General features: G+C 67.9%; 23 protein-coding genes, 1 tRNA gene and 2 pseudogenes. 11 read left to right on the plus strand and 15 right to left on the minus strand.

Translation table 11 applies throughout. The features are described from left to right. Positions 1–89 precede the first annotated feature (89 nt). Positions 90–560: a universal stress protein gene (locus tag ABH933_RS08175; RefSeq protein ID WP_429418815.1), complete on the minus strand. Its 471-nt coding sequence runs from the start codon at positions 558–560 to the stop codon at positions 90–92. 408 nt (positions 561–968) lie between these two features. On the opposite strand from ABH933_RS08175, the gene ABH933_RS08180 reads away from it, so the two are divergent. Next, a complete protein-coding gene (locus tag ABH933_RS08180; RefSeq protein ID WP_429418817.1) occupies positions 969–1,589 on the plus strand; it encodes a hypothetical protein in 621 nt (206 codons plus the stop codon). Beyond that, positions 1,570–1,929 (plus strand): annotated as a pseudogene (locus tag ABH933_RS08185) (ADP-ribosylglycohydrolase family protein); the annotation flags it as partial. The gene ABH933_RS08180 and the pseudogene ABH933_RS08185, both read left to right, overlap by 20 nt. Positions 1,930–1,983: 54 nt before the next feature. On the opposite strand, the gene ABH933_RS08190 reads toward ABH933_RS08185, so the two are convergent. Beyond that, a complete protein-coding gene (locus ABH933_RS08190; RefSeq protein WP_429418819.1) occupies positions 1,984–2,508 on the minus strand; it encodes a GNAT family N-acetyltransferase in 525 nt (174 codons plus the stop codon). Between the two features lie 122 nt (positions 2,509–2,630). Between ABH933_RS08190 and ABH933_RS08195 the strand changes: the two genes are divergently transcribed. Further along, positions 2,631–3,023 carry a hypothetical protein gene (locus tag ABH933_RS08195; RefSeq protein WP_429418821.1) on the plus strand — a complete coding sequence of 131 codons (393 nt, stop codon included), beginning with the start codon at positions 2,631–2,633 and terminating at the stop codon, positions 3,021–3,023. Between the two features lie 53 nt (positions 3,024–3,076). Here ABH933_RS08195 and ABH933_RS08200 read toward each other — a convergent pair whose 3' ends face one another. Beyond that, positions 3,077–4,402 (minus strand): acetyl-CoA C-acetyltransferase, encoded by a 1,326-nt coding sequence (locus ABH933_RS08200; protein ID WP_429418823.1) that lies wholly within the window; start codon positions 4,400–4,402, stop codon positions 3,077–3,079. Positions 4,403–4,706: 304 nt separating this feature from the next. Here ABH933_RS08200 and ABH933_RS08205 point away from each other — a divergent pair, with 304 nt between their 5' ends. Together ABH933_RS08205 and ABH933_RS08210 are read left to right on the plus strand one after the other, a co-directional pair. Then, positions 4,707–6,065, plus strand: coding sequence for a 3-oxoacyl-ACP reductase (locus ABH933_RS08205; RefSeq protein WP_429418824.1), 1,359 nt, complete (start codon positions 4,707–4,709; stop codon positions 6,063–6,065). A gap of 10 nt (positions 6,066–6,075) precedes the next feature. Continuing rightward, entirely contained in the window at positions 6,076–6,942 is an 867-nt protein-coding gene (locus tag ABH933_RS08210; RefSeq protein WP_429418827.1) for a MaoC family dehydratase, read from the plus strand. A gap of 822 nt (positions 6,943–7,764) precedes the next feature. On the opposite strand, the pseudogene ABH933_RS08215 reads toward ABH933_RS08210, so the two are convergent. Then, positions 7,765–8,482: pseudogene (locus ABH933_RS08215) on the minus strand (hypothetical protein); the annotation flags it as partial. Between the two features lie 51 nt (positions 8,483–8,533). Further along, a complete protein-coding gene (locus ABH933_RS08220) occupies positions 8,534–9,505 on the minus strand; it encodes a phosphotriesterase family protein (protein ID WP_429418829.1) in 972 nt (323 codons plus the stop codon). 326 nt (positions 9,506–9,831) lie between these two features. Here ABH933_RS08220 and ABH933_RS08225 point away from each other — a divergent pair, with 326 nt between their 5' ends. Further along, a complete protein-coding gene (locus ABH933_RS08225) occupies positions 9,832–10,767 on the plus strand; it encodes an AraC family transcriptional regulator (RefSeq protein WP_429418831.1) in 936 nt (311 codons plus the stop codon). A 76-nt stretch (positions 10,768–10,843) separates the two neighbouring features. Here ABH933_RS08225 and ABH933_RS08230 read toward each other — a convergent pair whose 3' ends face one another. The 5 genes from ABH933_RS08230 to ABH933_RS08250 form a co-directional block, all read right to left on the minus strand. Continuing rightward, positions 10,844–11,443 carry a TetR/AcrR family transcriptional regulator gene (locus tag ABH933_RS08230; RefSeq protein ID WP_429418833.1) on the minus strand — a complete coding sequence of 200 codons (600 nt, stop codon included), beginning with the start codon at positions 11,441–11,443 and terminating at the stop codon, positions 10,844–10,846. 146 nt (positions 11,444–11,589) lie between these two features. Further along, the gene (locus ABH933_RS08235; RefSeq protein WP_429418835.1) at positions 11,590–12,741 is read right to left on the minus strand and encodes a glycoside hydrolase family 3 N-terminal domain-containing protein; all 1,152 of its coding nucleotides are present in this window, start codon (positions 12,739–12,741) and stop codon (positions 11,590–11,592) included. A 232-nt stretch (positions 12,742–12,973) separates the two neighbouring features. Further along, positions 12,974–14,002: a phosphogluconate dehydrogenase (NAD(+)-dependent, decarboxylating) gene (gene gnd / locus ABH933_RS08240; RefSeq protein ID WP_429418837.1), complete on the minus strand. Its 1,029-nt coding sequence runs from the start codon at positions 14,000–14,002 to the stop codon at positions 12,974–12,976. Positions 14,003–14,240: 238 nt separating this feature from the next. Continuing rightward, entirely contained in the window at positions 14,241–15,329 is a 1,089-nt protein-coding gene (locus ABH933_RS08245; RefSeq protein WP_429418839.1) for a DUF4185 domain-containing protein, read from the minus strand. 186 nt (positions 15,330–15,515) lie between these two features. Further along, positions 15,516–17,378, minus strand: coding sequence for an acyl-CoA dehydrogenase (locus tag ABH933_RS08250; protein ID WP_429418841.1), 1,863 nt, complete (start codon positions 17,376–17,378; stop codon positions 15,516–15,518). Positions 17,379–17,655: 277 nt separating this feature from the next. Here ABH933_RS08250 and ABH933_RS08255 point away from each other — a divergent pair, with 277 nt between their 5' ends. After that, positions 17,656–18,261: an alpha/beta hydrolase family protein gene (locus ABH933_RS08255; RefSeq protein ID WP_429418843.1), complete on the plus strand. Its 606-nt coding sequence runs from the start codon at positions 17,656–17,658 to the stop codon at positions 18,259–18,261. Between the two features lie 6 nt (positions 18,262–18,267). On the opposite strand, the gene ABH933_RS08260 is transcribed toward ABH933_RS08255, so the two are convergent. The 4 genes from ABH933_RS08260 to ABH933_RS08275 all read right to left on the minus strand — a co-directional run bounded on the left by ABH933_RS08260 (position 18,268) and on the right by ABH933_RS08275 (position 21,841). After that, positions 18,268–18,954 carry a class I SAM-dependent methyltransferase gene (locus ABH933_RS08260; protein ID WP_429418844.1) on the minus strand — a complete coding sequence of 229 codons (687 nt, stop codon included), beginning with the start codon at positions 18,952–18,954 and terminating at the stop codon, positions 18,268–18,270. A gap of 38 nt (positions 18,955–18,992) precedes the next feature. After that, positions 18,993–20,099 carry a DUF4185 domain-containing protein gene (locus ABH933_RS08265; protein ID WP_429418846.1) on the minus strand — a complete coding sequence of 369 codons (1,107 nt, stop codon included), beginning with the start codon at positions 20,097–20,099 and terminating at the stop codon, positions 18,993–18,995. A 195-nt stretch (positions 20,100–20,294) separates the two neighbouring features. After that, complete coding sequence (locus ABH933_RS08270; RefSeq protein WP_429419244.1) at positions 20,295–21,029, minus strand: crotonase/enoyl-CoA hydratase family protein; 735 nt, start codon at positions 21,027–21,029, stop codon at positions 20,295–20,297. Between the two features lie 26 nt (positions 21,030–21,055). Beyond that, positions 21,056–21,841, minus strand: a complete 786-nt coding sequence (locus ABH933_RS08275) for an alpha/beta fold hydrolase (RefSeq protein WP_429418848.1) — start codon at positions 21,839–21,841, stop codon at positions 21,056–21,058. 62 nt (positions 21,842–21,903) lie between these two features. Here ABH933_RS08275 and ABH933_RS08280 point away from each other — a divergent pair, with 62 nt between their 5' ends. From ABH933_RS08280 to ABH933_RS08290, 3 genes are all read left to right on the plus strand, one after another. Beyond that, complete coding sequence (locus ABH933_RS08280) at positions 21,904–22,128, plus strand: hypothetical protein (RefSeq protein ID WP_429418850.1); 225 nt, start codon at positions 21,904–21,906, stop codon at positions 22,126–22,128. Next, positions 22,115–22,411, plus strand: a complete 297-nt coding sequence (locus ABH933_RS08285; RefSeq protein WP_215922254.1) for a hypothetical protein — start codon at positions 22,115–22,117, stop codon at positions 22,409–22,411. Before ABH933_RS08280 ends, ABH933_RS08285 begins: the two co-directional genes overlap by 14 nt. A gap of 119 nt (positions 22,412–22,530) precedes the next feature. Beyond that, positions 22,531–22,860, plus strand: coding sequence for a hypothetical protein (locus ABH933_RS08290; protein ID WP_429418852.1), 330 nt, complete (start codon positions 22,531–22,533; stop codon positions 22,858–22,860). 62 nt (positions 22,861–22,922) lie between these two features. On the opposite strand, the gene ABH933_RS08295 is transcribed toward ABH933_RS08290, so the two are convergent. Next, a tRNA-Gly gene (locus tag ABH933_RS08295) sits at positions 22,923–22,996 on the minus strand. Positions 22,997–23,097: 101 nt separating this feature from the next. On the opposite strand from ABH933_RS08295, the gene dcd reads away from it, so the two are divergent. Continuing rightward, positions 23,098–23,673, plus strand: a complete 576-nt coding sequence (gene dcd / locus ABH933_RS08300) for a dCTP deaminase (protein WP_215922252.1) — start codon at positions 23,098–23,100, stop codon at positions 23,671–23,673. Positions 23,674–23,679: the final 6 nt, after the last annotated feature.

Raw genomic sequence — 23,679 nt, forward strand, 5'->3', positions numbered from 1 at the left:
GGGCGGCCCGGGTGGCGTCGCCGTGCCCGGGCGCGTTGTCGGGCGCGGCGGACCGCGACGCACCCGCGGCGAGGGTCGGCCGCGGCGCGCTATCTGCAGGCGGGCGGGACCAGCAGGATCGGCCGATGGCAGTGCTTGAGGACCGCCTCGGCGACGCTCGAGTGCAGCAGCGCGCGGATGCCGGTGGCGCCCCGGGTGCCCGCGACGATGATATCGACGTCCAGGTCGTCGGCGACATCGACGATGGCATTCCAGATGGTCGAGGTGCATTCGGCCGTCCGGGGTTCGGCATTGAGCCCGGCCAGCTTCGCCAGCCGCACCCCCTCGGAATTGATGTGCTTGGCGTCGACGTAGGCGATGTCCTCGAGTTCCTCGTCGGGCACCCATTCGGGCTGCAAGACACCCGACATTCCGGACAGTCGCGCGGTCTGGCGGACCATCGGCTCCCAGGCGGTGAGCACCACCGCCCTGGGCGCGGACAGGAACCGCCCCGCATATTCGACGGCCCGCTTGGCATTCTCCGAGCCGTCGTACGCAATGAGCATCAGGTCGCAGGGCATGACGAACCTCCCGGGCTCCGGTGCCTTGACTACGTGGAGAGAGTACCCGTCCGCACGCCTCGAAACGGGGATGTCAGGGCCTCTTGCCAGCGGAAATGTCCCCGGACCCGGCGGGCCACTGCGGGGCGCGGTCCGGAAATATCGACGGCCGCATTCGGCATTGCGTCCGGTCGGTTTGTAGTCAGAAAGCCGCCCGGTGCGACATGATTCGCCAGCGGTTCACCGAAAGAACGGGTGCGGCGGCAGGTTTGGGTTCGACTGGATCTTCCCGGCGCACATTCCTCGCGGTCTTCGACGGGTATCCTGATCTCGAATGCACCGTCCAATGGGGAGCGTCGTGGATATCGGCCCGCATCGCAGCACTGTCGTTCTGCCCACCGGATTCGGGTGTCGCACCCATTGAACGCCATGGACCCGATCGAATCGGCCTCCTTCGGTCATCCCGAGGGTGATCCGCGCGCGCTGCTGTATTTCGAATGGCGCCAGCGCCGCGAATCCGGATATGTCGTCGACGATTTCGGCGAGGAGGTCCGCGATCTCACCTGCACCGGCACGCTCAACACCGCCGCGTGCTGGCGCCTGCTCGACCGGGTCGAGGCCGCACCCCGCGACCCCGCCTGGCAGTACCGCGAGAACGGCGCCGGCGCCCCGCTGCATTCACCCACCTCGCAGGCTCCGTCGACCGACCATCCCCTCCGCTCGCCGACGCCGCCGACCCATCTCTACGACCGCATACTGGGCGGCTGGCTGGGTCGATGTGTCGGGTGCACGCTGGGCCGGCCGCTGGCGAACGGATCCACCTGGACCCCGCGGCACATCCGCACGTATCTGGAACGCACGGACGCCTATCCCCTGATCGACTACGTGCCCGTGTCCCAGCCCGATGCCGGAGGGCTACCAGCTGAATCCGAGCTGGCCGGAATCCACGCGGGGCCGCGTCGACGGGTGCCCGCGCGACGACGATCTGGATTACACCGTGCTCGGCCTGCACCTGCTCGAGCACCAGGGCATGAGTTTCACCCCCGCTGACGTCGCGGACGGATGGCTCGAGCGGCTGCCGTTTCTGCAGACCAACAGCGCCGAGCGCGTCGCATACCGCAACCTGATCGATGGCCTGACCGCACCGGATGCGGGCCCGGCGTGGCTGCGCTCCCCCGCCGGGTCCGACGGACACACCACCGCGAACTACCGGAATCCCTACCGCGAGTGGATCGGCGGGCTGATCCGCGCGGACATCTACGGCTACGTGTGCCCCGGCGATTCGGCGCGCGCGGCCGGACTCGCGGCCCGCGACGCGTCGCTTTCACACACCGGCAACGGGCGCTGGGCTGCGATGTGGGCGGCCGCGGTGGTCGCCGCGGCCTTCACTGCCGCCGATGCCCTGGCCGCCATTACCGTTGCGCAACAGGTGATTCCGGCGAACTCAGCCTTCCCGGTCCCAGTCGGCCGGATCGCAGTAGTGAATCCAGCTGTCGGTGTTCAGGTGTTCGGCCGGGGAGAGACCCGCGCGCAGGGCCACGCCGGGCGAGGCGTGGTTATCCGGCTGGATTCGGGCGATGACGGGGAGCTCGGGCAGGTGGGCGTGCGACCAGGCGACGACCGCGCTCGCGGCCTCGGTGGCGAGGCCGCGACCCCGGACCGCGGGCGCCAGGCGGTAGAACAGATTCAGGACCGTGCCCGCCGGATACTGCATCGTGCGGACCCCGGAGAAGCCCGCCACGGCACTCTCGCCCCGCAGCCGAATCACCCAGTAGCCGTAGCCGTGCCGATCCCAGTGCTCGTTCCATTCGTCGTAGATGCGTTGCGCCCCATCGCGAGTGGTCACCGTCAACACCCCGGGATGCGTGTCGCCGTAGATCTCCAGAATCGCATCGACATCGCCGGGGACCGGGCGGCGCAGAGCCAGCCGGGCCGTGTCCAGAGTCGCATCCGCGGAAACATCTCGCATCCTGCGACTGTATGTCCTGCGGGCGGGTCCTGGCATTTCCAAGTCGGCGGCCAAACCTGTTGACTGCCGGGAACAGTGGCTGCGAAGCTGGTATCCCTGGGGAGAAATCGAGGTGGGGAAGTATGAGAATCCGTTCATTCGCGGCGTACGCGGCGATCACCACGGTCGTCGGCGGCGGGCTGCTGCTGGGCGCCGGTTCGGCGTCGGCTCGGCCGTTCGGCCAGGTCAACTGTTCCGCACGACCGCAGGGCACGCAGGTCGTGACCACCTGTGTCAACGACGACGACGCACCCGGCACGGGATACCTCCACGCGGCGTGCACGAATGGGCGCATCCTGTGGCCCCTGCCCGGCTACCAGGTGGCGGCCGACAGCACGCAGGCCTTCACCGAGGACTGCGGGCCGGGCGGGTCGCCGATCACGTGGGAGGCCGAGGGCGAGTCACAGTGGCAGGCACAGGCGCTGTGGGAGCAGCAGCAGGAACAGCTGCGAGAGCAGCAGGAATTCCAGCGGTAGCGGCATCCGGCCCGGTCGATCCCGAGCCGGATGCCGTTGGCGAATAAGCGAATTCAGCGCTCCAGAATCGCGACCACGCCCTGGCCGCCCGCGGCGCAGATCGAGATCAGCGTGCGCCCGGAACCCTTCTCCGCCAACTGCTTCGCGGCCTGGGCGATGATGCGTCCACCGGTCGCCGCGAACGGATGACCGGCCGCCAGCGAGGACCCGTTGACGTTGAGCTTGGCGCGATCGATCGAGCCCAGCGCGCCGTCCAGGCCGAGGCGCTCCTTGCAGTACTGGTCGGACTCCCACCCCTGCAGCGTCGCCAGCACGACCGAGGCGAACGCCTCGTGGATCTCGTAGTAGTCGAAGTCCTGCAGGGTCAGGCCGTTGCGCGCGAGCAGCCGCGGCACCGCGTAGGTGGGCGCCATCAGCAGCCCGTCCGGACCCCAGATGTAGTCGACCGCGGCGACCTCGCTGTCGACCAGGTAGGCCAGCGGCTTCAGGTTGTGCTCGGTGGCCCACTCCTCGCTGGACAGCAGCACCGCGGACGCGCCGTCGGTGAGCGGGGTGGAATTGCCCGCGGTCATGGTGGCATCGCCCAGCTTGTTGCCGAAGACGGGCTCGAGGGTGGCCAGCTTCTCCAGGGTCGAGCCCGGGCGCAGGTTGTCGTCGCGGGTCAGGCCGAGGAACGGGGTGATGAGGTCGTCGAAGAAGCCGCGGTCGTAGGCGGCGGCCATGTTCCGGTGCGACAGGTAGGCCAGCTCGTCCTGCGCCTCGCGGGTGATGCCGAACTCCTTGGCGGTGATGGCGGCGTGCTCGCCCATCGACAGGCCGGTGCGCGGCTCGGCGTTGCGGGGGATCTCGATGCCGACCATGCTCGGGCGCAGGCGGCCCACGAGCTTGACGTAGTCCGAATTCTTCTTGGCGCGGTTGGCATCCAGCATCCACTCGCGCATCGACTCGCTCACCCCGATCGGCGCGTCGGAGGTGGTGTCGGTGCCGCCACCGACGCCCGCCTCGATGCGGCCCAGCGCGATGCCGTCGCCGACGGTGACGATCGACTGCAGGCCGGTGCCGCAGGCCAGCTGCAGATCGTGCGCGGGGGTGTAGGGCGAGAGCTCGCTGCCCAGCACGCTCTCGCGGATCAGACCGTGCTCGCCGACGCGCTTGAGCACCGCGCCGCCGACCACCATGCCCAGCCGCTCGCCCTGCAGCCCGAACCGGCTGACCAGGCCGTTCAGCGCAGCGGTGAACATGTCCTGATTGGAGGCGTGCGCGTACTTGCCGTCGGAGCGGGCGAACGGAATCCGGTTGCCGCCGAGGATGGCGACGGGGCGCGCCTGCTTGGTGCTCCTGGCCGAACTGGCATTCGCCGAACGGGCTTTGGTTGTCACTCGAGTCTCCTTCGGGGGACGGTAAAGCCGGCGGAGCCGGCGGGGTGGGTAGGCATTGGGGGACGGTGAGCCGACGGAGTCGGCGGGGTGGGTAGGCACAGTCTCGTCGGGGTGGGTGCGTCCGGCGTGTCGGCCGTGTCGAAGTCTCGGCGCCGTCCGATGCTCATGGTGTGTCGGTTTACATTAAACTTACTCTGGAGTAAGTTCATTGTCGACACGTGCCCCGGAGATCTGTGCAACTACGGCGGGGCGCGGAACCGGCACGACGACGGGTCACCTACGAGCAAAGGAAAAGGTAGGAACAGTGGCAGCCAGCAAAAGCAAGGGCGCTCCCAACCTCTACGGATCGTTTGTTCACTCGGCTCCCGGCGCATTCCTGGCGAGCAAGCTGGGCCTGCCCAAGCCGGAGAACCTGCGCCGCTACCGTGCCGGTGAGCCGCCGCTGCCCGGGCCGGTGCTGCTCGGCGGCAAGGGCCGGGTCGCCGATGCGGCGCGAAACCTGTTGTCGGACTACACCTTCGTGGATGCCCCGGCCGCCGGCGTGAAATTCGGCGCGCTGGTGTTCGACGCCACCGGCGTGACCTCCATCGAGGAGCTGTCGCAGCTGTTCGCGTTCTTCCAGCCCGCCATGCGCTCGATCGCGGGCAGCGGCCGCATCCTGGTCGTCGGCACCACCCCGGAGCTGACCGCGGGCGTCGAGGAGCAGATCGCCCAGCGCGCGCTCGAGGGCTTCACCCGCAGCGTCGGCAAGGAGCTGCTGCGCGGCGCCACCGCGAACCTGGTCTACCTGCACCCCGAGGCCGCCGCCGCGGCGACGGGCCTCGAGTCCACCCTGCGGTTCATCCTGTCGGGCAAGTCGGCCTTCGTCGACGGTCAGGTCTTCCGGGTCGGCAAGGCCGATTCCACCGCGCCCGCCAGCTGGGACAAGCCGCTCGAGGGCAAGGTCGCCGTGGTCACCGGCGCCGCGCGCGGCATCGGGGCCACCATCGCCGAGGTGTTTGCCCGCGACGGCGCGAAGGTCATCGTCGCCGACATCCCCGCCGCCGGTGAGGCCCTGTCGCAGACCGCCAACAGGGTCGGCGGCACCGCCCTCGCGGTCGACGTCACCGCGGCCGACGCCGCGGACAAGATCGCCGAATTCGCCACCGAGCGCTTCGGCGGCATCGACATCATCGTGCACAACGCCGGCATCACCCGCGACAAGCTGCTGGCCAATATGGACGACGCCCGCTGGAACGCCGTCATCGGCGTGAATCTCGCGGCGCCGCACCGCATTACCGAGGCGCTCGTCGCCAAGGGCGCGCTGCGCGAGGGTGGGCGCGTGATCGACGTGTCCTCCATCGCAGGCATCGCGGGCAACCGCGGCCAGACCAACTACGGCGCCTCCAAGGCGGGCGTCATCGGCATGGTCAACGCCGAGGCGCCGAAGCTGGCCGAGAAGGGCGTCACCATCAATGCCGTCGCGCCCGGCTTCATCGAGACCGCGATGACCGCGGCCATCCCGCTCGCGACCCGCGAGGCCGGCCGTCTGATGAGCTCGCTGTCGCAGGGCGGGCAGACCGTCGACGTCGCGGAGACCATCGCGTACTTCGCCAGCCCGGCCTCGAACGCGGTGAGCGGCAACGTCGTCCGCGTCTGCGGCCAGAGCCTCATCGGCGCCTGAGCGGGACACCATGACCGAGACCATCAAGCTGAGCCAGACCCCCGGCACCGGCAGCCTCTACCTGAAGGCCGCGCTGGGAGCCGTTCCGCTGCCGATGCTTTCGGCGCGGAGCTCGCGGATCCCGGACCGCGCGGTGGAATTGACCGGCCAGACCATCGACGCCGACAATCTGGCCGCGTACAGCCACGCGACCGGCCAGCGGTTCGGCGACTCACTGCCGGTGACCTATCCGTTCGTGCTGGCCTTCCCCACCGTGATGCAGCTGCTTACCGCACGGGATTTCCCGTTCGCGGCGGTCGGTTCGGTGCACATGGAGAACGTGATCGAGCGCACGCGCGAGATCTCGGTGAGCGAGCCGCTGGATATCCGGACGCACATGGAGAATCTGCGCGAGCATCCCAAGGGCCTGGTGGTCGACGCCGTCACCGAGATCAGCGTCGGGCGCGAACTGGTGTGGCGGCAGACCTCCTCGTTCATGCACCAGCAGCGCACCTCGCTGTCGGGCGGGCCCAAGCCCGAACCCAAGCCGGAGGAGGTGCCCCCGCCGCCGCTGCGCGCGCTGCGGGTCGATCAGGCACGGATCCACCGCTACGCCGCGGCCTCGGGCGATCGCAACCTGATCCACATGTCCTCGTTGAGCGCCAAGGCATTCGGCTTCCCGCGGGCGATCGCGCACGGGATGTGGTCGGCCGCGGCCATCCTCGGCACGATCGAGGGCCGCATCCCCGCCGCCACCACCTACTCGGTGAAATTCGGCAAGCCGATCCTGCTGCCCTCGACGATCAACGCGTACGCCGATCAGGCCGAGGGCGGCTGGGACCTGTCCCTGAAACATCCGAAGAAGGGCTACCCGTATCTGACCGCGACGCTACGCTGAGTTCGCCTCAGCCGGCTGATAGATAGGGCCGCACGCCTTTCCGGGGCGGCTATCGGATCGCATGGGGGATTCGATAGTCCGAACCCGGAAAGGCTGTGCGGTTCTTCTGATTTCAGGGCCAGGTGCAGCCTGCCGCGGCATCGTCTACCCAGCGAAGTAACCGGACGGATGATGTGGGTCTGCGGAACAGACGAAAATCCCGGCGTGGCTGAAACGCTCGACATCCTCACGGGGACCCTTGTTTTTTCAGCCGGAGAATGCGGGTTCCGCCAGCGCGGCGCCGATGTATTTCCTGGCCGATCGTTTGCGCATGATTTCGCGACCCGCGGTGATTCTGGCCGCACGCGCTCGGTGGTCGGAAAGGTAGCGGATGCAGGTTTCGGCGATCCGGTCGTATTCGACGAATACGGACGACTTCGAAGATCGTGGGGCCGTGCAGGTTCAGGACTATTTTCGCCCGTGCATACAGGTCGTCTCGCTGTGCGCCCCAGACGCCCTCACGGAGTTGTGCGTTGTAGCCGGCCCGCTGGAGCTGCTCGATCGGTGCGGCGCGCTTGGCGCTGTACGTGCCGATGAAGAGGACATCGATATCCTGTGTCAGGGCCGGCCGTTGTGCCGGTTGTAGTCCCACACGTGATAACGGCGGAACAATTCGAGCAATTCCTCGGAGTGCCAATCCGATTCCGGCGTGACGGCCTCCAGGTTGTAGAGGATCGTATCGTCCGGGATTTGGATTCCCCACCACGACAACGTATTGCTGCCGAACAAGATATGTCTGCGGCCGAGAAGGTCCACCGCATCGGTCAGCACACTGCTGTGTCCCAGCCGGTCCACGCCATCCTGGGCGATCAGGTAGCCGGATCGGCGTGCGGGGCAGGCGTGCGGTCCGGCGCCCCAGGCCAGGTGCGATCGGTTGCCGGTGTGGTCGCCGCCGCTGATGGCCGGGTCGTTGTTGCACGCCGCGATGCTGATGATCACCGGCTGGTGGGCGGGCAGCCACACCTCGTCGAGCAGCACCGGCTGGCGCGGATAGGTCATACAGAAATTCGCGATCGGCGGGTCCAGGAACAACACCTCGTCCAGCGCGTCACGGGTGGACAGGCTGCCGATCGGCCGAGCCGGTCTCGCAGAACTGTCCGATCAGCGGTACCGCGATCCGCTCCACCACCGCGTGCAGACCGTGCAGATCGACCGCCGAGAGCGCCGCGACATTGGCCTCCCGATAGCGCCAGTGTTCCTGCCCGGAACTGCGTATCGCGTTCGGCCGCCAGGCCAGCATCGGCTTCACCGGGCACTCGCCCGGAACATCCTTCTCCCACACCCGCGGATCGACCGGAAAATGCGCGGGATCGTGCAGAACCTGCACGGCCGTGCGGTAGTCGATCACCAGAGTGGCGGGGACTCCGGGCGATAATTCGACCGGCACCAGCGATCCGTAGCGCTCGCGCATGTCCCGGTAACACTCGTGGGGCAGAGCGGCGAATTCCGGGCCGTACAGGGCAATTCGATCACTGTGGGCGTAGGTGGGCGGATGGATCATTCGGTCCTCATCTCGACCTCGGTCTTGCCGTGCCCCGGGAGCCCCGTCGCATCACGCCGAGAAGTAGCGGCGCGGGTTGTCTGCAAGCATCGTGGTGATCTGCTCGTCGGTGACTCCGCGCTCGCGCAGGGCCGGCAGCACGTCGTCGCTGATGTGGGTATAGGTCCAGTTCGGGAGCGCCGCGGCCTTGCCCTCCGCGGGGAGCCAGTCGATGAAGCAGGCCGCATCGTGCGCCAGGACCATCCGGTCCGCGTAGCCGCGGCGGACGAGTTCGACCACCGTGTCGACCCGGTGCTCGAACGGCAGCAACACGTCGAGGCCGAACCGGTCCATGCCGAGATACGAACCGGCATCGGCGATCTCGCACAGGTAGTCCAGGTCGGTGCTGTCCCCGGAGTGGCCGATGACGACCTTGGTGAGGTCCGCCCCCTCTTCGGCGAGGACCTGCTGCGCGACGAGCCCGGACCGGGTATGCGGGTTGGTGTGCACGGTGATCGGCGCACCGGTCTCGACCTGGGCCTGCCCGACGGCGCGCAGCACGCGTTCCACCCCCGGGGTCAGGCCCGGTTCCTCGATCGCGCACTTGAGGAACGCCGCCTTGACCCCGGTGTCGGCAATCCCCTCGCGGATGTCCTGGACGAACAGCTCGACCATGGGCTCAGGGGTGTCGAACAACAGCCCCGGGCCGGTGTAGTGGAACTGGAACGGAACGTCGTTGTAGGTGTATATGCCGGTCGCGACGATGATGTTGATGTCGACCTGCTCATTGATCCGCTGGATGCGCGGGATGTATCGGCCCAGGCCGATCACGGTCGGGTCGACGATCGTGGCGATGCCCCGCGACGCGCACCGGCGCAACTTGTCCACCGCGTCTGCGACCCGCACGTCCTCGTCCCAGCGGTCGCGAAAGTCCGGGAAGTTCTGCCGCATTTCCTCACCCAGCACGAACACGTGCTCGTGCATGAGCGTGTTGCCGAGCTGCTCGGCCGGCACCGGACCACGCACGGTCTGGACATTCGTCATCGTCGATATCTCCTGGAAATGTGTGACCGGCTACGGCGAGAACTTTTGGATGTGAGCTCGACGCGAGGTGTACAACAGGCGGGCTGTCCGGTCGGTGTGCGTGCGGCACGACCGAGCGCCGTTGCACAACGGACACCCTTGTGCATCGCAGGACCCGCAGCCGGCACTCTCATCGGCCTGATCGTCAGGGTTGCGGCAGGACATGATGTCTTTCCTCGGTGTGATCGGCCATAATTCGACTCCAGGTTATGAGTGCGCCTGTGCCCGTTCGACCGTGTGCGCGCATGGAATGCACGCACACGCGCAAGCCGCTGGAGAGTTGCCCCATGAGAGATTCCGAGCCGTATCTCGTGCAGGAGGTCGACACCTCCGCGGTCTCGGTCCGCGAGTCCGCCGATTTCTGGGCCGAGCACATCTGCCGAAACCAGGGGACCCTGCAGTTCCGTTTCGCCGATGCCTCGACATTCCACGGCGTCACCGCGGCCCAGCACTACGCGGGCTATCAGCTGATCGGCTTCCGGTCCGACGGCATCACCTACGCACGAACGCGCACTGATGTTCGCCGGGATGACGACGAGAGCCTGCGGGTCGTCGTTCCGACCGGCGGCGCGATGAAGTTCCGGCAGGACGACACCACCGTTCAGGTCTCGCCCGGCCAGGGTGCGGTGGTCACGAAGGCACGCCCGTTCGACTTCGCGCAGGCCCACAGCGCACAGGGGTGGGTGATGAACATCCCCGCCGGTTCGCTTCCGCTCGAGGTCGGCGCCGGACCTGCGGTGATCGATTTGCGACAGGGGGTGGGATCGGTCGCCTTCGGCATGATCAGCGAGCTCAGCAGGCAGCGCGCGGCTGTCGACGGACTCGGCTTCGCCACGACGTCCGATATGGCGATCGAACTGCTCAAACTGTGCCTGCGATCCGGTAGAGAGCTGCCCACCACGCTGGGGGCGGTCGACGCTGCGGTCCGTGACTACGTCCGCCGACGCGCCACGGACCCCGAACTCACCCTGGCAGCGATCGCGCACCACCTCGGTTGGTCCATGCGACAGGTCCAGCTGGCGCTGCAGCACACCGGTACGACACCGAGCCGATTGATCCGCGCCGAGCGGTTGGGCCACGCACGTCGCCTGCTTCGGGAGAGCTCACCCGACCGCACCGTCGCGCAGATCGCCTACGCCAGCGGTTTCCGCTCGCTCAGTGCCTTCGGCGCGGCTTTCAAGGCACAGTTCGGATTGACGCCACAGGAAGCGCGCAACCACTGAACCGTGATATCTCGCAAGCGATTCGGTGTCCGGACACGCCGACCGCCCCGACCACCTCATGCTGCCGCGACGCGCCCTATTCGGCCTTCTTCTTACCCGCCAGACCGCGCCAGGCCAGATCGTCGAGGAGATTGACGGCCTCGGCGACTTCCACTTCCCCGCTGGCGATTCGGTCCGCGATGGCCTCGCCCGCGCCGATCACCGCTACCGAGACGATGTCGAAATTGGTGCCGGGCTCGGCGTACTTGGCACTGGACTCGAGCAGTTTCGCGGTCAGCTCGATGATGCGTTCGCGGCTGTTGGCGATCTCGGAGGCGAACGGTTGCTGGCCCAATGCCTGCCGGTACAGCACCTGCCAGGACAGCCGGTTGTTGTCGACGTAGGACAGGAACGCCTCGAGCCCCGCGCGCAGTTGCTCGTGCGGGGTCAGCTGCGGATTGCCGGCTACCGCGACGGCCTCGATGAAGCGCAGGCTCTCGCGCGCGATGCAGGCCCGGAACAACTCGTCCTTGGAGCCGTAGTACAGGTAGAGCATCGGTTTGGAGATACTGGCCTCGGCGGCGATGGCATCCATCGACGTGTCGTGGTATCCCTTGCGGGAGAAGACCTCGACGGCGGCGTCCAGCATTTGCTGTTCACGAACCGCTCGGGGGAGCCGTTTCGTACCGCCTGCCATGCACACTCCTAGGCCATCGTGAAACTTACATCTTACTCCAAGGTAAGTTCCCTCGACCTGAGCTTTGCTGCATAGTTGCTGCCCGGTGGGGGCCGAAGGGGGCAGCGTACGGCACCCGGCGGTGTGCCGGGAAGCCCGCATTCCGGTCAGCAGGTCAGCGGGATGCCCTTGTACCGGGCAATCCGTAGCACCGACTCGTTCACCCGCGCGAGCGGCAGCCGACCGGAGCTCACCTCCTGCTCGAGCCGGTTCAGCACCTGGGTCACCGCATTCGTGCTGATCCACAGCGCGCTGTCGGCCCCGGCCTCCAGCGCCGCGGCGACCGCGTCCTCGATGTTCATCCGGCTGGTGATCGCGGCCATTCCGCTGAGGTCGTCGGTGAAGATGGGGCCGTTGTAGGGTGCGGCGTTGTAACCGGTGCCCTGACGCAACAGCGCCATCGCCTGCGGGCTGATGCTGGCCGGGACGTTCGGAGCGGTCAGCCCCGGCACGTCGAGATGCCCGACCATGACCGCCGCACCCGAACCGATCAGGTTGCGGAACGGCACCAGATCGTCGTTCTGCAGCTGGGCCAGCGGCGGGGTGCGCACCGCGCCGGTGTGGGAATCGCCCGAACCGTGGCCGTGGCCGGGGAAATGCTTCATGACCGTGCCGACCCCGGCATCGTGCATGGCCCGGATGAAGGCGCCGGCGTACTGCGTCACCACGTTCGGATCGTTGGAGAACGAGCGATCGCCGATGACGGCGTCCGCCGGTTCGTCGCTGACGTCGGTATCGGGCGCGAAGTCGACCGTGATGCCCAGGTTCTTCATCGCCTGCCCGCGCGCGAGGCTCTGCTGGTAGAACTCGTCGGCCGAGACCGTCTTCGCGGCGACCCGGGCCGAGGGCGCGGCCCCGATCAGGTCCTTCAGCCGCGAGACCCGGCCGCCCTCCTCGTCGATGGTCACCATCAGTGGCACCCGCGCGGCCGCCTTGACCTGGTCGATCTGCTTGTTCGCGAGCAGGGCCGGGGCGGTCCAGCTGCCGACGAAGATGCCGCCGACCTGCTCGGTGCGCACCACGTTGTCCGCGTCCGCGGTGTCCTTGACGCCGACGGTCAGCAGCTGCGCCAGCTTCTGGCGGGTGCTGAACTGCGCGAGATAGCCCGCATCGCAGTCGAGCTGGGACTTGGTGGTGGTCGGGCTGCTCGTGCGGGCCGCGCCGGTGGTGCTCGACGGCGCCGAGGAGGTGGGGCCGCTGGAACAGGCGGTCAGCCCGACCGCCACCACCGCGAGCACGATCCCGGGAAGGTTGCGCATGACTTCCGACCGTAGCCGCCGCGGCGCGGGTTGCCTAACCCCTGGTAGTTGGGAGCACGTGTGTCAGGCTGTGAGCGACGGTCCCGGCGCCAGTGCGATGCGCGCGCATTCCCGGCCACCGCCCGTTCTGCCCGAGCCCCTCCGGCGGTGGGCCGAAGGCCCGGGGGATCCGGCAAGCCCAGAACGAGACTGCCCCGCACCGAGTTTCGGTGCGGGGCAGTATGTGCGAGATCTATTTCGCAGGCAGCTCGTTGTGCCCGCCGAAGCCCTTGCGCATCGCCGAGAGCACCTTGTCCGCGTACAGCGATTCACCGCGCGAGGAGAAGCGGGCGAACAGCGCGGCCGACAGGACCGGGGCCGGGACGCCCTCGTCGATCGCGGCGCTGACCGTCCAGCGGCCCTCACCGGAATCGGAGACCCGGCCGCCGAACGAGGACAGCGAGGGATCCATGTGCAGCTGCTGCGCGGTCAGGTCGAGCAGCCAAGACGCGACCACCGAACCGCGCCGCCACAGCTCGGTGACCTCGGGGACGTCGATGTCGTACTGGTAGTACTCGGGGTTGTCCAGCGGGGTTTCCTCGGCGGAGTGCGAATCGCTGGCCTGCGCGCCGATATTGGCCTTGTGCAGGATGTTCAGGCCCTCGGCGTAGGCGGCCATCGCGCCGTACTCGATGCCGTTGTGCACCATCTTCACGAAGTGGCCGGCGCCGGCCGGGCCGCAGTGCAGGTAGCCCTGCTCGGCGCGGGACGGCTCGCCGGTGCGGCCGGGCGTGCGCTCCGCCGCCTCCATACCGGGTGCGATCGACTTCAGCAGGGGCTCGATGTGCGCCACGGTCTCGGCCTCGCCGCCGACCATCAGGCAGTAGCCGCGCTCGAGGCCCCACACGCCGCCCGAGGTGCCGATGTCCAGGTAGTGAATGTTCTTGGGCGCGAGCTCCTTCGCGCGCGCGATGTCCTCGTGGTAGCGGCTGTTCCCGCCGTCGATGATGATGTCGCCCGGGTCCAGCAGTTCGGCGATCTCGTCGATGACCGCACCGGTCGCACCGGCGGGGATCATCACCCAGACGACGCGCGGCGCCTCCAGCAGCGCCACGAACGACTTGTAGTCGGTGGCGCCGGTGAACTTGTCGCCCAGCTCGTCGGTGAACTCCTTGATCTGCTCCTCGCGGCGGGCGTAGCCGACCGCGGTATGCCCGTCCTTGACGATGCGGCGCACGATGTTGGCGCCCATCCGGCCGAGGCCGATCATTCCCAGCTGCATACCTTCTCCTCGAGTCGTCTCCGAGCGCCGGCGGGGCCGAGCTCGCTCACCTGGCGGCCGAACTCAGTGAACCAGTCCCGCCGCAACTTTTCTCGATTGTCCTCTTCCGCCTTGTCACGCATCTCTCCGGTCCGCCCGAAAGTGATGTAACACGGCAGCGGAGGCGCCGATATACAGATCGGCTCCGTGCAGTTGCCAGACCCCCGACCCGGCAACCGCACGGAGCCTTTTGTTCCTCTCACAGCTGCGCGCGCATCAACACGACGTTGTACTGGCTGTGGATGCCCAGCGCGAAGTACAGGGCCTTGCCGGTCTGATAGGGGAAGAGCATCGGCGCGTAGGCGGTCTGCAGGTTGCGCACGTCGACCAGCACGCGCTCCGGACCCCACGGCCCCTCCGGATGCGGCGCGGTCCGCATCACCACCGAGTCGAACGGGTCGGTGGTCAGCATGACGTACTGGTGCAGATAGTCGTTCCACATCACCGACAGCTCGCCGACGCCGCCGACGATCGGCTGGGCCTGGGTGGGATCCTTCGGCTTCCAGTTCTTGCCGTCGAAGAACTCGTAGGCGTCGTTGTTGGCGATATCGCCTTCCTTGACCCGCGAGATGAATCCCGGATTGTGGCGGCCGCCCGGCGTGCCGTACTCGTACACGTAGCCGCCGGACTTCAGGAACGCGTCCTGCTGAAAGTTGCCCCAGCCGGGCAGGTCCGACGCGCGGCGAGTGGTGGGCAGCTGCGCCCAGGTCTGCCCGCCGTCACCCGACGCGGCCAGCGTGGAGAAGTTGGTGTTCCAGCGCCCGTCCGGCCCCCAGTCGTGCACGGACATCATCCGCATGAACTGCACGCCGTTGACCGAGATGCCCGCGGTCGGGATGAAGCTGATCTCGATGCCGGGGATCTTCGGGCTGGGCAGCGGGTTGTCGACGAAGCTCGTGTAGTGGATGCCGTGGGCCGGATCCGCATTGGCGGGGCTGCGGTACAGCACATTGGACCGCCACGCCCAGACACTCCCGGCCAACAGGTTCGGCAGGCCGAGTCCGGCGGTGTCGCCGTAGGCGGTGATCATCTGGCCGCGCCCGTCGTCCCACATGATGCCCAGATCGGTGCCGAGCACGTTCTGGGCATCGGTGCGGTTCGGGCTGGCCATGCCGGTTAGCTGAAAGATCGCCTGCGTCGACCCGGGCAGGTGGGGTAGGGTGTTGCCGCCGTTCAGGCCGGGGAAGGGATTGATGTTGTTGGGGTCCGCTCCGGCCGGGGTGGAGGCCCCGACCGCTAACACCGCGACCGCCGCGCACACTCCGGCAAATGCGGACAGTCGTTTCATAGTCTGAATCCCTTCCCACGAGTGACGCCGAGGGTATTGTGCCCGCTTTACAGCATCGATGTGAGATATGCGCCACGCCATATCGATCACATCGATCGGTCGGCCGCGCGGCTCGGCCCGCACAATAAAGCCCCGCGACCTGGGGTTTGTGTCCGGGGCGCGGGGCTTTGTCGTGGAGCGCAGGGGTTAGAACGCCGCCTCGTCCAGCTCCATGATGTCGTTATCGAGGTTGGACAGGACCGCGCGTGTCGCGGTCAGCTCGGGCAGCACGTTGCGGGCGAAGAACTGCGCGGTGGCGATCTTGCCCTGGTAGAACGACTCGGTCGAGCCGCCGCTTGCGACTGCTTGCAGGTCGCTCGAAACAACACCGTCCAGCGCCTTGATCGCGACCTCGGCCTGCGCGAGCAGCTGCCAGCCGATGAGCAGGTCGCCCACGGCCATCAGGAACCGCACCGAGCCCAGGCCGACCTTGTACAGCTCGCTCGCGTCCTGCTGGGCACCCATCAGGTGCCCCGTCAGGGATGCGGCCATGGCCTGCACGTCCTCGAGGGCGGTCGCCAGCAATGTGCGCTCGGCCTTCAGGCGGCCGTTGCCGCCCTCGCGCTCGATGAACTTGCCGACCTGGCCGGCCACGTGGCCCAGTGCCACGCCGCGGTCACGGGCGATCTTGCGGAAGAAGAAGTCCTGCGCCTGGATCGCGGTGGTGCCCTCGTACAGCGAGTCGATCTTCGCGTCGCGGATGTACTGCTCGATTGGGTAGTCCTGCAGGAAGCCCGAGCCGCCGAAGGTCTGCAGCGAATCGGTCAGGTACTGGTACGCCCGCTCCGAACCCACGCCCTTGACGATCGGCAGGAGCAGGTCGTTGACCCGCGCCGCGAGGTCGGCGTCGGCGCCCGAGACCAGCTCGGCGATATCGGCGTTCTGGTGCGCGGCGGTGTACAGGTAGATCGCCCGCATGCCCTCGGCGTACGCCTTCTGCATCATCAGGCTGCGGCGCACGTCCGGGTGGTGGGTGATGGTGACGCGGGGGGCGGCCTTGTCGGTCATCTTGGTCAGGTCCGCACCCTGCACGCGGGTCTTGGCGTACTCCAGCGCGTTCAGGTAGCCGGTCGACAGCGTCGCGATGGCCTTGGTGCCCACCATCATTCGCGCGTTCTCGATGACGTCGAACATCTGCGCGATGCCGTTGTGTACCTCGCCGACGAGCCAGCCCTGGGCCGGGACGCCGTGGCCGCCGAAGGTGACCTCACAGGTGGCCGAGACCTTCAGGCCCATCTTGTGCTCGACATTGGTGACGAAGACGCCGTTGCGCTCGCCGAGCTCACCGGTCTCGTGATCGAAGTGGAACTTGGGCACGAAGAACAGCGACAGGCCCTTGGTGCCGGCGCCGGCGCCCTCGGGGCGGGCCAGGACCAGGTGGACGATGTTCTCGAACAGGTCGTCGGAGTCACCGGAGGTGATGAAGCGCTTGACGCCCTCGATGTGCCAGGTGCCGTCGTCCTGCTTGACGGCCTTGGTGCGGCCCGCGCCCACGTCGGAACCGGCGTCGGGCTCGGTGAGCACCATGGTGGCGCCCCAGTCGCGGTCGACCGCGATCTTGGCCCACTTCTTCTGCTCTTCGGTGCCGTTGTTGTGGAAGATGGCGTTGAAGCCGGGACCGGCGGCGTACATGTACGCGGCGGGCTGCGCGCCCAGGATCAGCTCGCTGATGGCCCAGTGCACGGCGCGGGGAACGCCGAGGCCGCCGAGCTCCTCGGGCAGGCCCAGCTTCTCCCAGCCGCCCTCCTGCATCGCGCGGAAGGACTTCTTGAACGACTCCGGGATCGCCACGGTGTGGGTCTCGGGGTTGAAGACCGGCGGGTTGCGGTCGGCGTCGGCGAAGGATTCGGCCAGCGGGCCCTCGGCCAGCCGCCGTACCTCGCGCAGCATCTCCTTGACGGTGTCGGAGTCCAGGTCGCCGTAGGCGCCCCCGTCGAGGATCGAACCGAGGCCGAGCACCTCGAAGAGGTTGAACTCCAGGTCGCGGACGTTGCTCTTGTAGTGACCCATCGGTCTTCTCACTCTCCATCGAGTTGGGTGCGGGTCGGTGGGTTGCCGTTCCCGCCCGCGGTCTCCATCGGGTAGCGGGCGGATCGCCGTCCACTACTCGCGGGTAACTTACACTGTATATTACCGGTGAGTAAATCTGTCGTCAAAGAGCTGAACGGCCGATGTGACGCGATGAACAGTGGCTGTTCCGCCATCGGTTGTTGCGCTGGCCCTGGCGTCGGGAGACTTGCGATGGATGCCGGCAGTGCTGGGCCGGGGTGGGGGCTACCGTTGTGGCGTGCGCCTGGAAACTAGTGCGGGACCTGCGGAGATCGAGCTCGACAAGCCCAGGGGGGCGAGCTTCCTGCTGCTGCTGACGCACGGGTCCGGCGGCGGCGTCGAGGCGAGGGATCTGCTGGAGGTGCGTGAGCGCGCGCTCGAACTCGGTGGGGCCGTGGCGCGGGTCGTGCAGCCCTATCGGGTGGCCGGGAGGCGCGCGCCGGGGTCGGCGATCAAACAGGACGCCGCCTGGCTGGAAATCGTTGCGGCGCTGCGCAAGAAGGTGCGCGGGGTACCGCTGATCCAGGGCGGGCGCAGCAACGGGGCGCGGGTGGTGTGCCGCACCGCCACCGTCGTCGAGGCGAAAGGCGTGCTGGCCCTGTCCTTTCCGCTGCATCCGCCGGGCAAGCCGGAGAAGACCCGGCGCGAGGAGCTGCTGGCGGCCTCTCAGGCGGTCGACGTGGTGGTGATCAACGGCGAGCGCGATCCCTTCGGGATACCCGATGCCGCCGACGCGGCGGAGGTGAAAATCATTCCGGGGCAGCCGCATTCGTTCCGCACGGGATTCGATGTCATCGGCGAGACCGCTGCGGTATGGCTTCGTCGATGGACCGGGGCGCGCTGATCCTCGTTACGCTCCGCTGTCTCCTTCGGGCCCGCCGGCACGCGTCGCGACGACGAGCGCATCGATCGCCTCGCGCCCCTCGGTCTGCCGTAGCACCCGATCGGCGACCCGGATGTGCATATCGGGGGCCGCGGACAGGTCCTCGACGACATCCTGCGGAGTGAACAGGATCTCCGGATCCTGCGGCCCGCCGAAGCCCTCGGTGAGGTTGATGGTGTCGTGCCCGAGCACCAGCAGGCTGCCACCGGGGGTGAGCATCTGCGCCGCCCGCGTGACCAGCTCGCGGCGCTGGGGCGCGGGCAGATGCAGAAAGACGATCAGCACCAGCTCGAACGGGCCCGTGACGCCCGCCGCGGTGAGGTCGGTCGCATCCGCGCACTGCCACGTGAGACGGCCGCGCACCGTCCGGGACAGCCGCGCGGCCACCGTGCGCGCCTTATCGATCCCGACCTGGGAGAAATCCATCGCGTGCACCTGCCAGCCGTGGGTGGCCAGCCACAGTGCGTTGCGGCCCTCCCCGCAGGCGAGATCCAGGGCCCGCGGCAGCGGCGGCGGCTCCTGTCCCGGCGCGTCGGGCCGCAGCACGATCCGGCGCTCCAGCCCGTACACGTGCTCGACCACGGTGGCATTCGGCGGTGCGCCCCACACCAACTCGCTCTTCGCGTAGCGCGCATCCCACTCGGCCGCATCCATGACGCCGAGTCTAGGTGTGCCCTGCCGGAGGGACCCGGCTATAGTGTCGTGCGCATCAGGACCACGTTGTACTGGCTGTGCACGGTCGTGAGGTAGTACAGGTCGCGGCCGGTCTGGTACGGGAAGATCGACGGGGCGTAGGCGGTGGGCAGCTCCCGGGTGTCGATCAGGACCTCGGGCGGGCTCCACGGTCCCTCAGGGGCGGAGGCACGGCGCATCACCACCGAATTGAACGGGTCCGTCGTCAGCATCACGTACTGCCCGAGGTACTGATTCCACATCACCGACAGCTCGCCGACGCCGCCTGCGATGGGGGCGGCCGCGCCCACATCGCCCCGCCGCCAGCGTCCGCCGTCCCAGTATTCGTAGGCGCCGAGATCCTGCATATCGCGCTCGTGCACCCGCGCCACATAGGCCGCATTGTTGCGCCCGGACGGCGTGCCGTATTCGTACACCCAGCCGCCGGACTTCAGGAACGCATTCATTTGGAATTTCGCGTTCGCGCCCGAATTCGGGCGGCGGGTGAAGCCGAGATCGGCCCACGTTTCACCGTTGTCGGCCGAGGCGGCCAGGCCCGAGTAATTGGTTGTCCACTTGCCGACGTCGTCCCAGCTGCGCACCGACATCAGGCTCATGTACTGCACGCCGTCGGCCTCGATACCCGCGGTCGGAATTCGGCTGATCTCGAGGAACGGAATCTTGGGGCTGGGAATCAGATCCCGGGCCTGGCCGAAGAAATCGCGCACCACGCTGTCGAAATAGATGCCGCTGACCGGGTCGTGGGTGTGACTGCGCAACAGGACGTTGCTGCGCCAGGCCCAGATGCTGCCCGCCAGCAGATTCGGCAAGCCGAAACCGGCGGTGTCGCCGAATGCGGTGAGCATCTGCCCGTGGCCGTTGTCCCACATGATGCCCAGGTCGGTGCCGAGCATGCCGTAGTTCTGCGTGTTGTTCGGGCTGGCCATGCCGGTGACCTGGAAGATCGCGCGTGAGCGGCCGACCAGATGCGGCAGGCCGGTGGTTCCGTTCAATACCGGAATCGGATTGATGGCATTGGGATTCGCTGCGGCGGGCCCGGTCACGGCCAGCAACAACGCCGAGGCGCCCGCGATCGCGGGCAACAGGAACGATGCGACTCTGGACAAGGTCGGCGGGCCCTCCTGCGTCTGGTCGAGACGGGTGGGGCCCAACACCGATCGAGCTTGTGCGGCCACACACGATCATCGACTGGCTGGCAAAGTGCCCAAATGCTAACAGCGGATGCGCGCGCGGCGGGTTTATCGCCGCTGGTTTCGGGGTATTACACAGCTTTTCGTGTCGTGAGCCGTGGGAAACCGGGATTATCGGCGCGCGAGTGCCTGGCGAAGTATCAACGGCAACTGGGTCGCCCGCTCGATACCGAAGGTGCGCCACGGCCCCGCGTTCCAGCTGCGGTCGAACAATCGCTTGACGCCCGCGACGGCGTGTGGCGAGCGGGCCGATATGCGGGCCGCCAATTGTTCCGCCGCCGCGCGCGGATCCGCGCTCACCTCGGTCACCAGGCCGATCCGCTCGGCATACCCGGCGTCCACCGGATCGGCGGTCATGGCCAGCAGCAGCGCCTTGTCCATTCCGATCAGCCGCGACAGGGTCGCCGCGCCGGTCATGTCCGGGACGAGGCCGTGCTTGGCCTCCATGACCGAAAAGTCGGAATCGGGTGTGGCGAAACGGAAGTCGGCGGCCAGGGCGAGCTGCAGCGCGCCGCCGTAGCAGTGCCCGTGCACGACCGCGATCACCGGCTGCGGCAGCCGCCGCCACGCCCAGCAGGCCTCCTGGAAGGCGTTGGTTCCCCGCCACGGGACCGGGAGGAAATTGCGCACGACGGTCAGCGGATCGCCCATCGCCTTGGCGATATCGAGGCCGCTGGAGAAGCTGGGGCCGTTGCCGGACAGGATGACGGCGCGAATATCGTTGCGGCCCGCGATGATTCGCGCCACACGCGCGAGCTCGCGCAGCATGTCGACGGTCAGGCCGTTGTGCTTGCCGGGCCGGTCCAGCGCGACGTAGGCGCGGTCGCCCTCGAAGGTCAGCGCCACATTGTTGTGCGCGATCGTCTCCGCGGTCATGGCCGGCTCGCCTCCAACTGGTCGAGCAGGATCTTCGCGCATCCGGCGGGATCGTCGTAGAACGGGGTGTGACCGCTGCCGGTCAGGGACAGGTGGCGGGCGCCGGGCAGGCGGCGGCGGGCGCGGCGGCTCTGGGTCGCGTAGGTGAGCAGGATGTCGCGGTTTCCCCAGGCGACGGTGACGGGCACGCGGGCCAGGCGGCCGCCGTCCTGCAGCCGGGCACCATCGAACGAGGCGAGGGCGTCGTCGAACCCGGGGGAGTCGATCGCGCCCTCGGCGGTGGCCAGTGCGTCGTCGGCGCCGACGGCCCAGGCCCGGCCGAACACCAGGGACAGGAACGCGGTTCGTCCGGCGGGGGTGCGCAGGATCGCGGGCAGCGCGGGACGCAGGGCCAGGCCCAGCGTCTTGGACAGGCCCAGCGACCGCTGGCACCAGATGCGGCCGGGGGTGGACCAGAAGCCGATCGGCGAGAACGCGGTGGCCGAGCGGGCCAGGCCGCGCGCGGCGAGGTTCAGCGCGATCAGCCCGCCCATGGAATTGCCCGCCAGATGCGCTCGCTCCAGACCGGTCTCGGCGAGGAAGGCCGCCAGCGCGTCGGTGAGGGTGTCGACCGTGGTGTGCGCGAGCGGCTCGGATGCGCCGAATCCGGGCAGGTCCATGGCGTAGACCTCGAAAGAATGCTTCAGTAGCGCGATCACCGGCTCCCACACCTGCCAGTGGCTCCCGACGCCGTGCACCAGGACCAGCGGCTCGCCGGTGCCGGAGCGGTGGTGATTCAGCACCGGGATACGGTAGCAATCATTGGCCATATGCCAACAGGTGTGCGAGCGGTACGATAATTGGTATGGCTACCCGTAAGGTGACGCTGTCCCTGGACGCGGCTGCCTGGTCGTTCGCCGAGCAGGCAGCGGCCCGTGCGGGAATGTCCCCCTCCGCGTGGATATCCCGCGCGGCCCGGCGTGAGGCGCTGCGCACCGGCTGCGGCACGGTGCCCGACCCGGCCGGTTTCGCCACGGACGACGAGGCGGAGCTGGTCGCCGCCGAGGAGGCGATGCGTGCGCAGGGGTGAGCTGTGGATCTACAACCCGCACGGTTCGTCTCGGCGTCGCAATATCATCCTGATCTCGAGTGATGGCATCAACGAGTCGCCGCGTCCCTGGCTGATCGCGGCCGAACTGCTGGACTCCGATCCGCGGGATATCCTGGCCGTCACGATTCCCGGACACGGCTGGGTGCACGCGGGCAATCTGGGCCGCATCTACCGGGGTTGGCTGGCCGAGCGCACGGGCGCGGTCGACGACGAAACCCTCGAGCGCCTGGACACCGCGCTGCGCGCCGCGATGGATCTGTAGCCTCCGGCGCTGGGGAACACCACCTGGACTGTCCTTGCGCGGTCCGATGCGGCAGTATCACCACGGCGGTCTGTCCCCCCCGCCGCCGTAGCCGTACTTCGTGAGAATTGAGGAATCAGTTGAGGATTACGCTGATCGCCGCCGCGTTCGTCGCCCTGCCGCTGCTGGCGGCCTGCGGTTCGGACAACAAAACCCCCGCCCAACCGGCCATCACCCAGGACGACCTGTCCAAGTCGCTACAGAGCAGCGGTCTCAAGGATCCCCAGCTCGCCGACTGCGCCGCGAAAATCTATGTCGGCGAGGGCATCTCGCAGGACGGCCTGCGCCTCATGACCAAGCCCGGCGCCAACGCCCAGCAGCAGGACCCCAACACCATGGGCCTGACCAAGGACGACGCCGCCAAGGCCCAGGACGCCACCAAGAAGATCGTGTCCGACTGCATCAAATAGGGGCCGAAGAACCCCCACGCGAAATACGAAACCCCCATCCGGTAGCGGATGGGGGTTTGTCGTGGAGCCGGTGACGGGAATCGAACCCGCAATTCGACCTTGGGAAGGTAGCGTGTTGCCACTACACCACACCGGCATCGCGTCGAGCGCGCTCGCAACCTTATCAGACGCCGGGGCGAGCGGTGCAAGTTCGCAGGCACCGGCTGGGGCTGGGCCCCTGGTCGCTAGGATTCCTGCGTGCTGCTTTCCGATCGCGACATTCGTGCCGAGCTGGCCAGTGGGCGGCTCGGGCTGGAGCCGTTCGACGAGAAACTGGTCCAGCCGTCGAGCATCGACGTGCGCCTGGACCGGATGTTCCGGGTGTTCAACAACACTCGGTACACCCATATCGATCCGGCGCAGCGCCAGGACGAGTTGACCAGTCTCGTCGAGCCCGCCGACGGGGAGCCGTTCGTCCTGCATCCGGGCGAGTTCGTGCTCGGTTCCACGCTGGAGGTGTGCTCGCTCCCGGACGATCTGGCCGGGCGGCTGGAGGGCAAGTCGAGCCTGGGCCGGCTGGGCCTGCTCACCCACAGCACCGCCGGGTTCATCGACCCGGGGTTCTCCGGTCACATCACGCTCGAGCTGTCGAACGTGGCCAATCTGCCGATCACCCTGTGGCCGGGCATGAAGATCGGTCAGCTGTGCCTGTTGCGGCTGACCAGCCCCGCCGAGCATCCCTATGGGAGTTCCGCGGCGGGGTCGAAGTATCAGGGCCAACGCGGGCCGACGCCATCTCGCGCCTACCTGAACTTTCCACTGCCCAACCACTGACACCGC

This window comes from Nocardia sp. GP40 (assembly GCF_050434125.1).
Taxonomy (GTDB): Bacteria; Actinomycetota; Actinomycetes; order Mycobacteriales; family Mycobacteriaceae; genus Nocardia; species Nocardia albiluteola.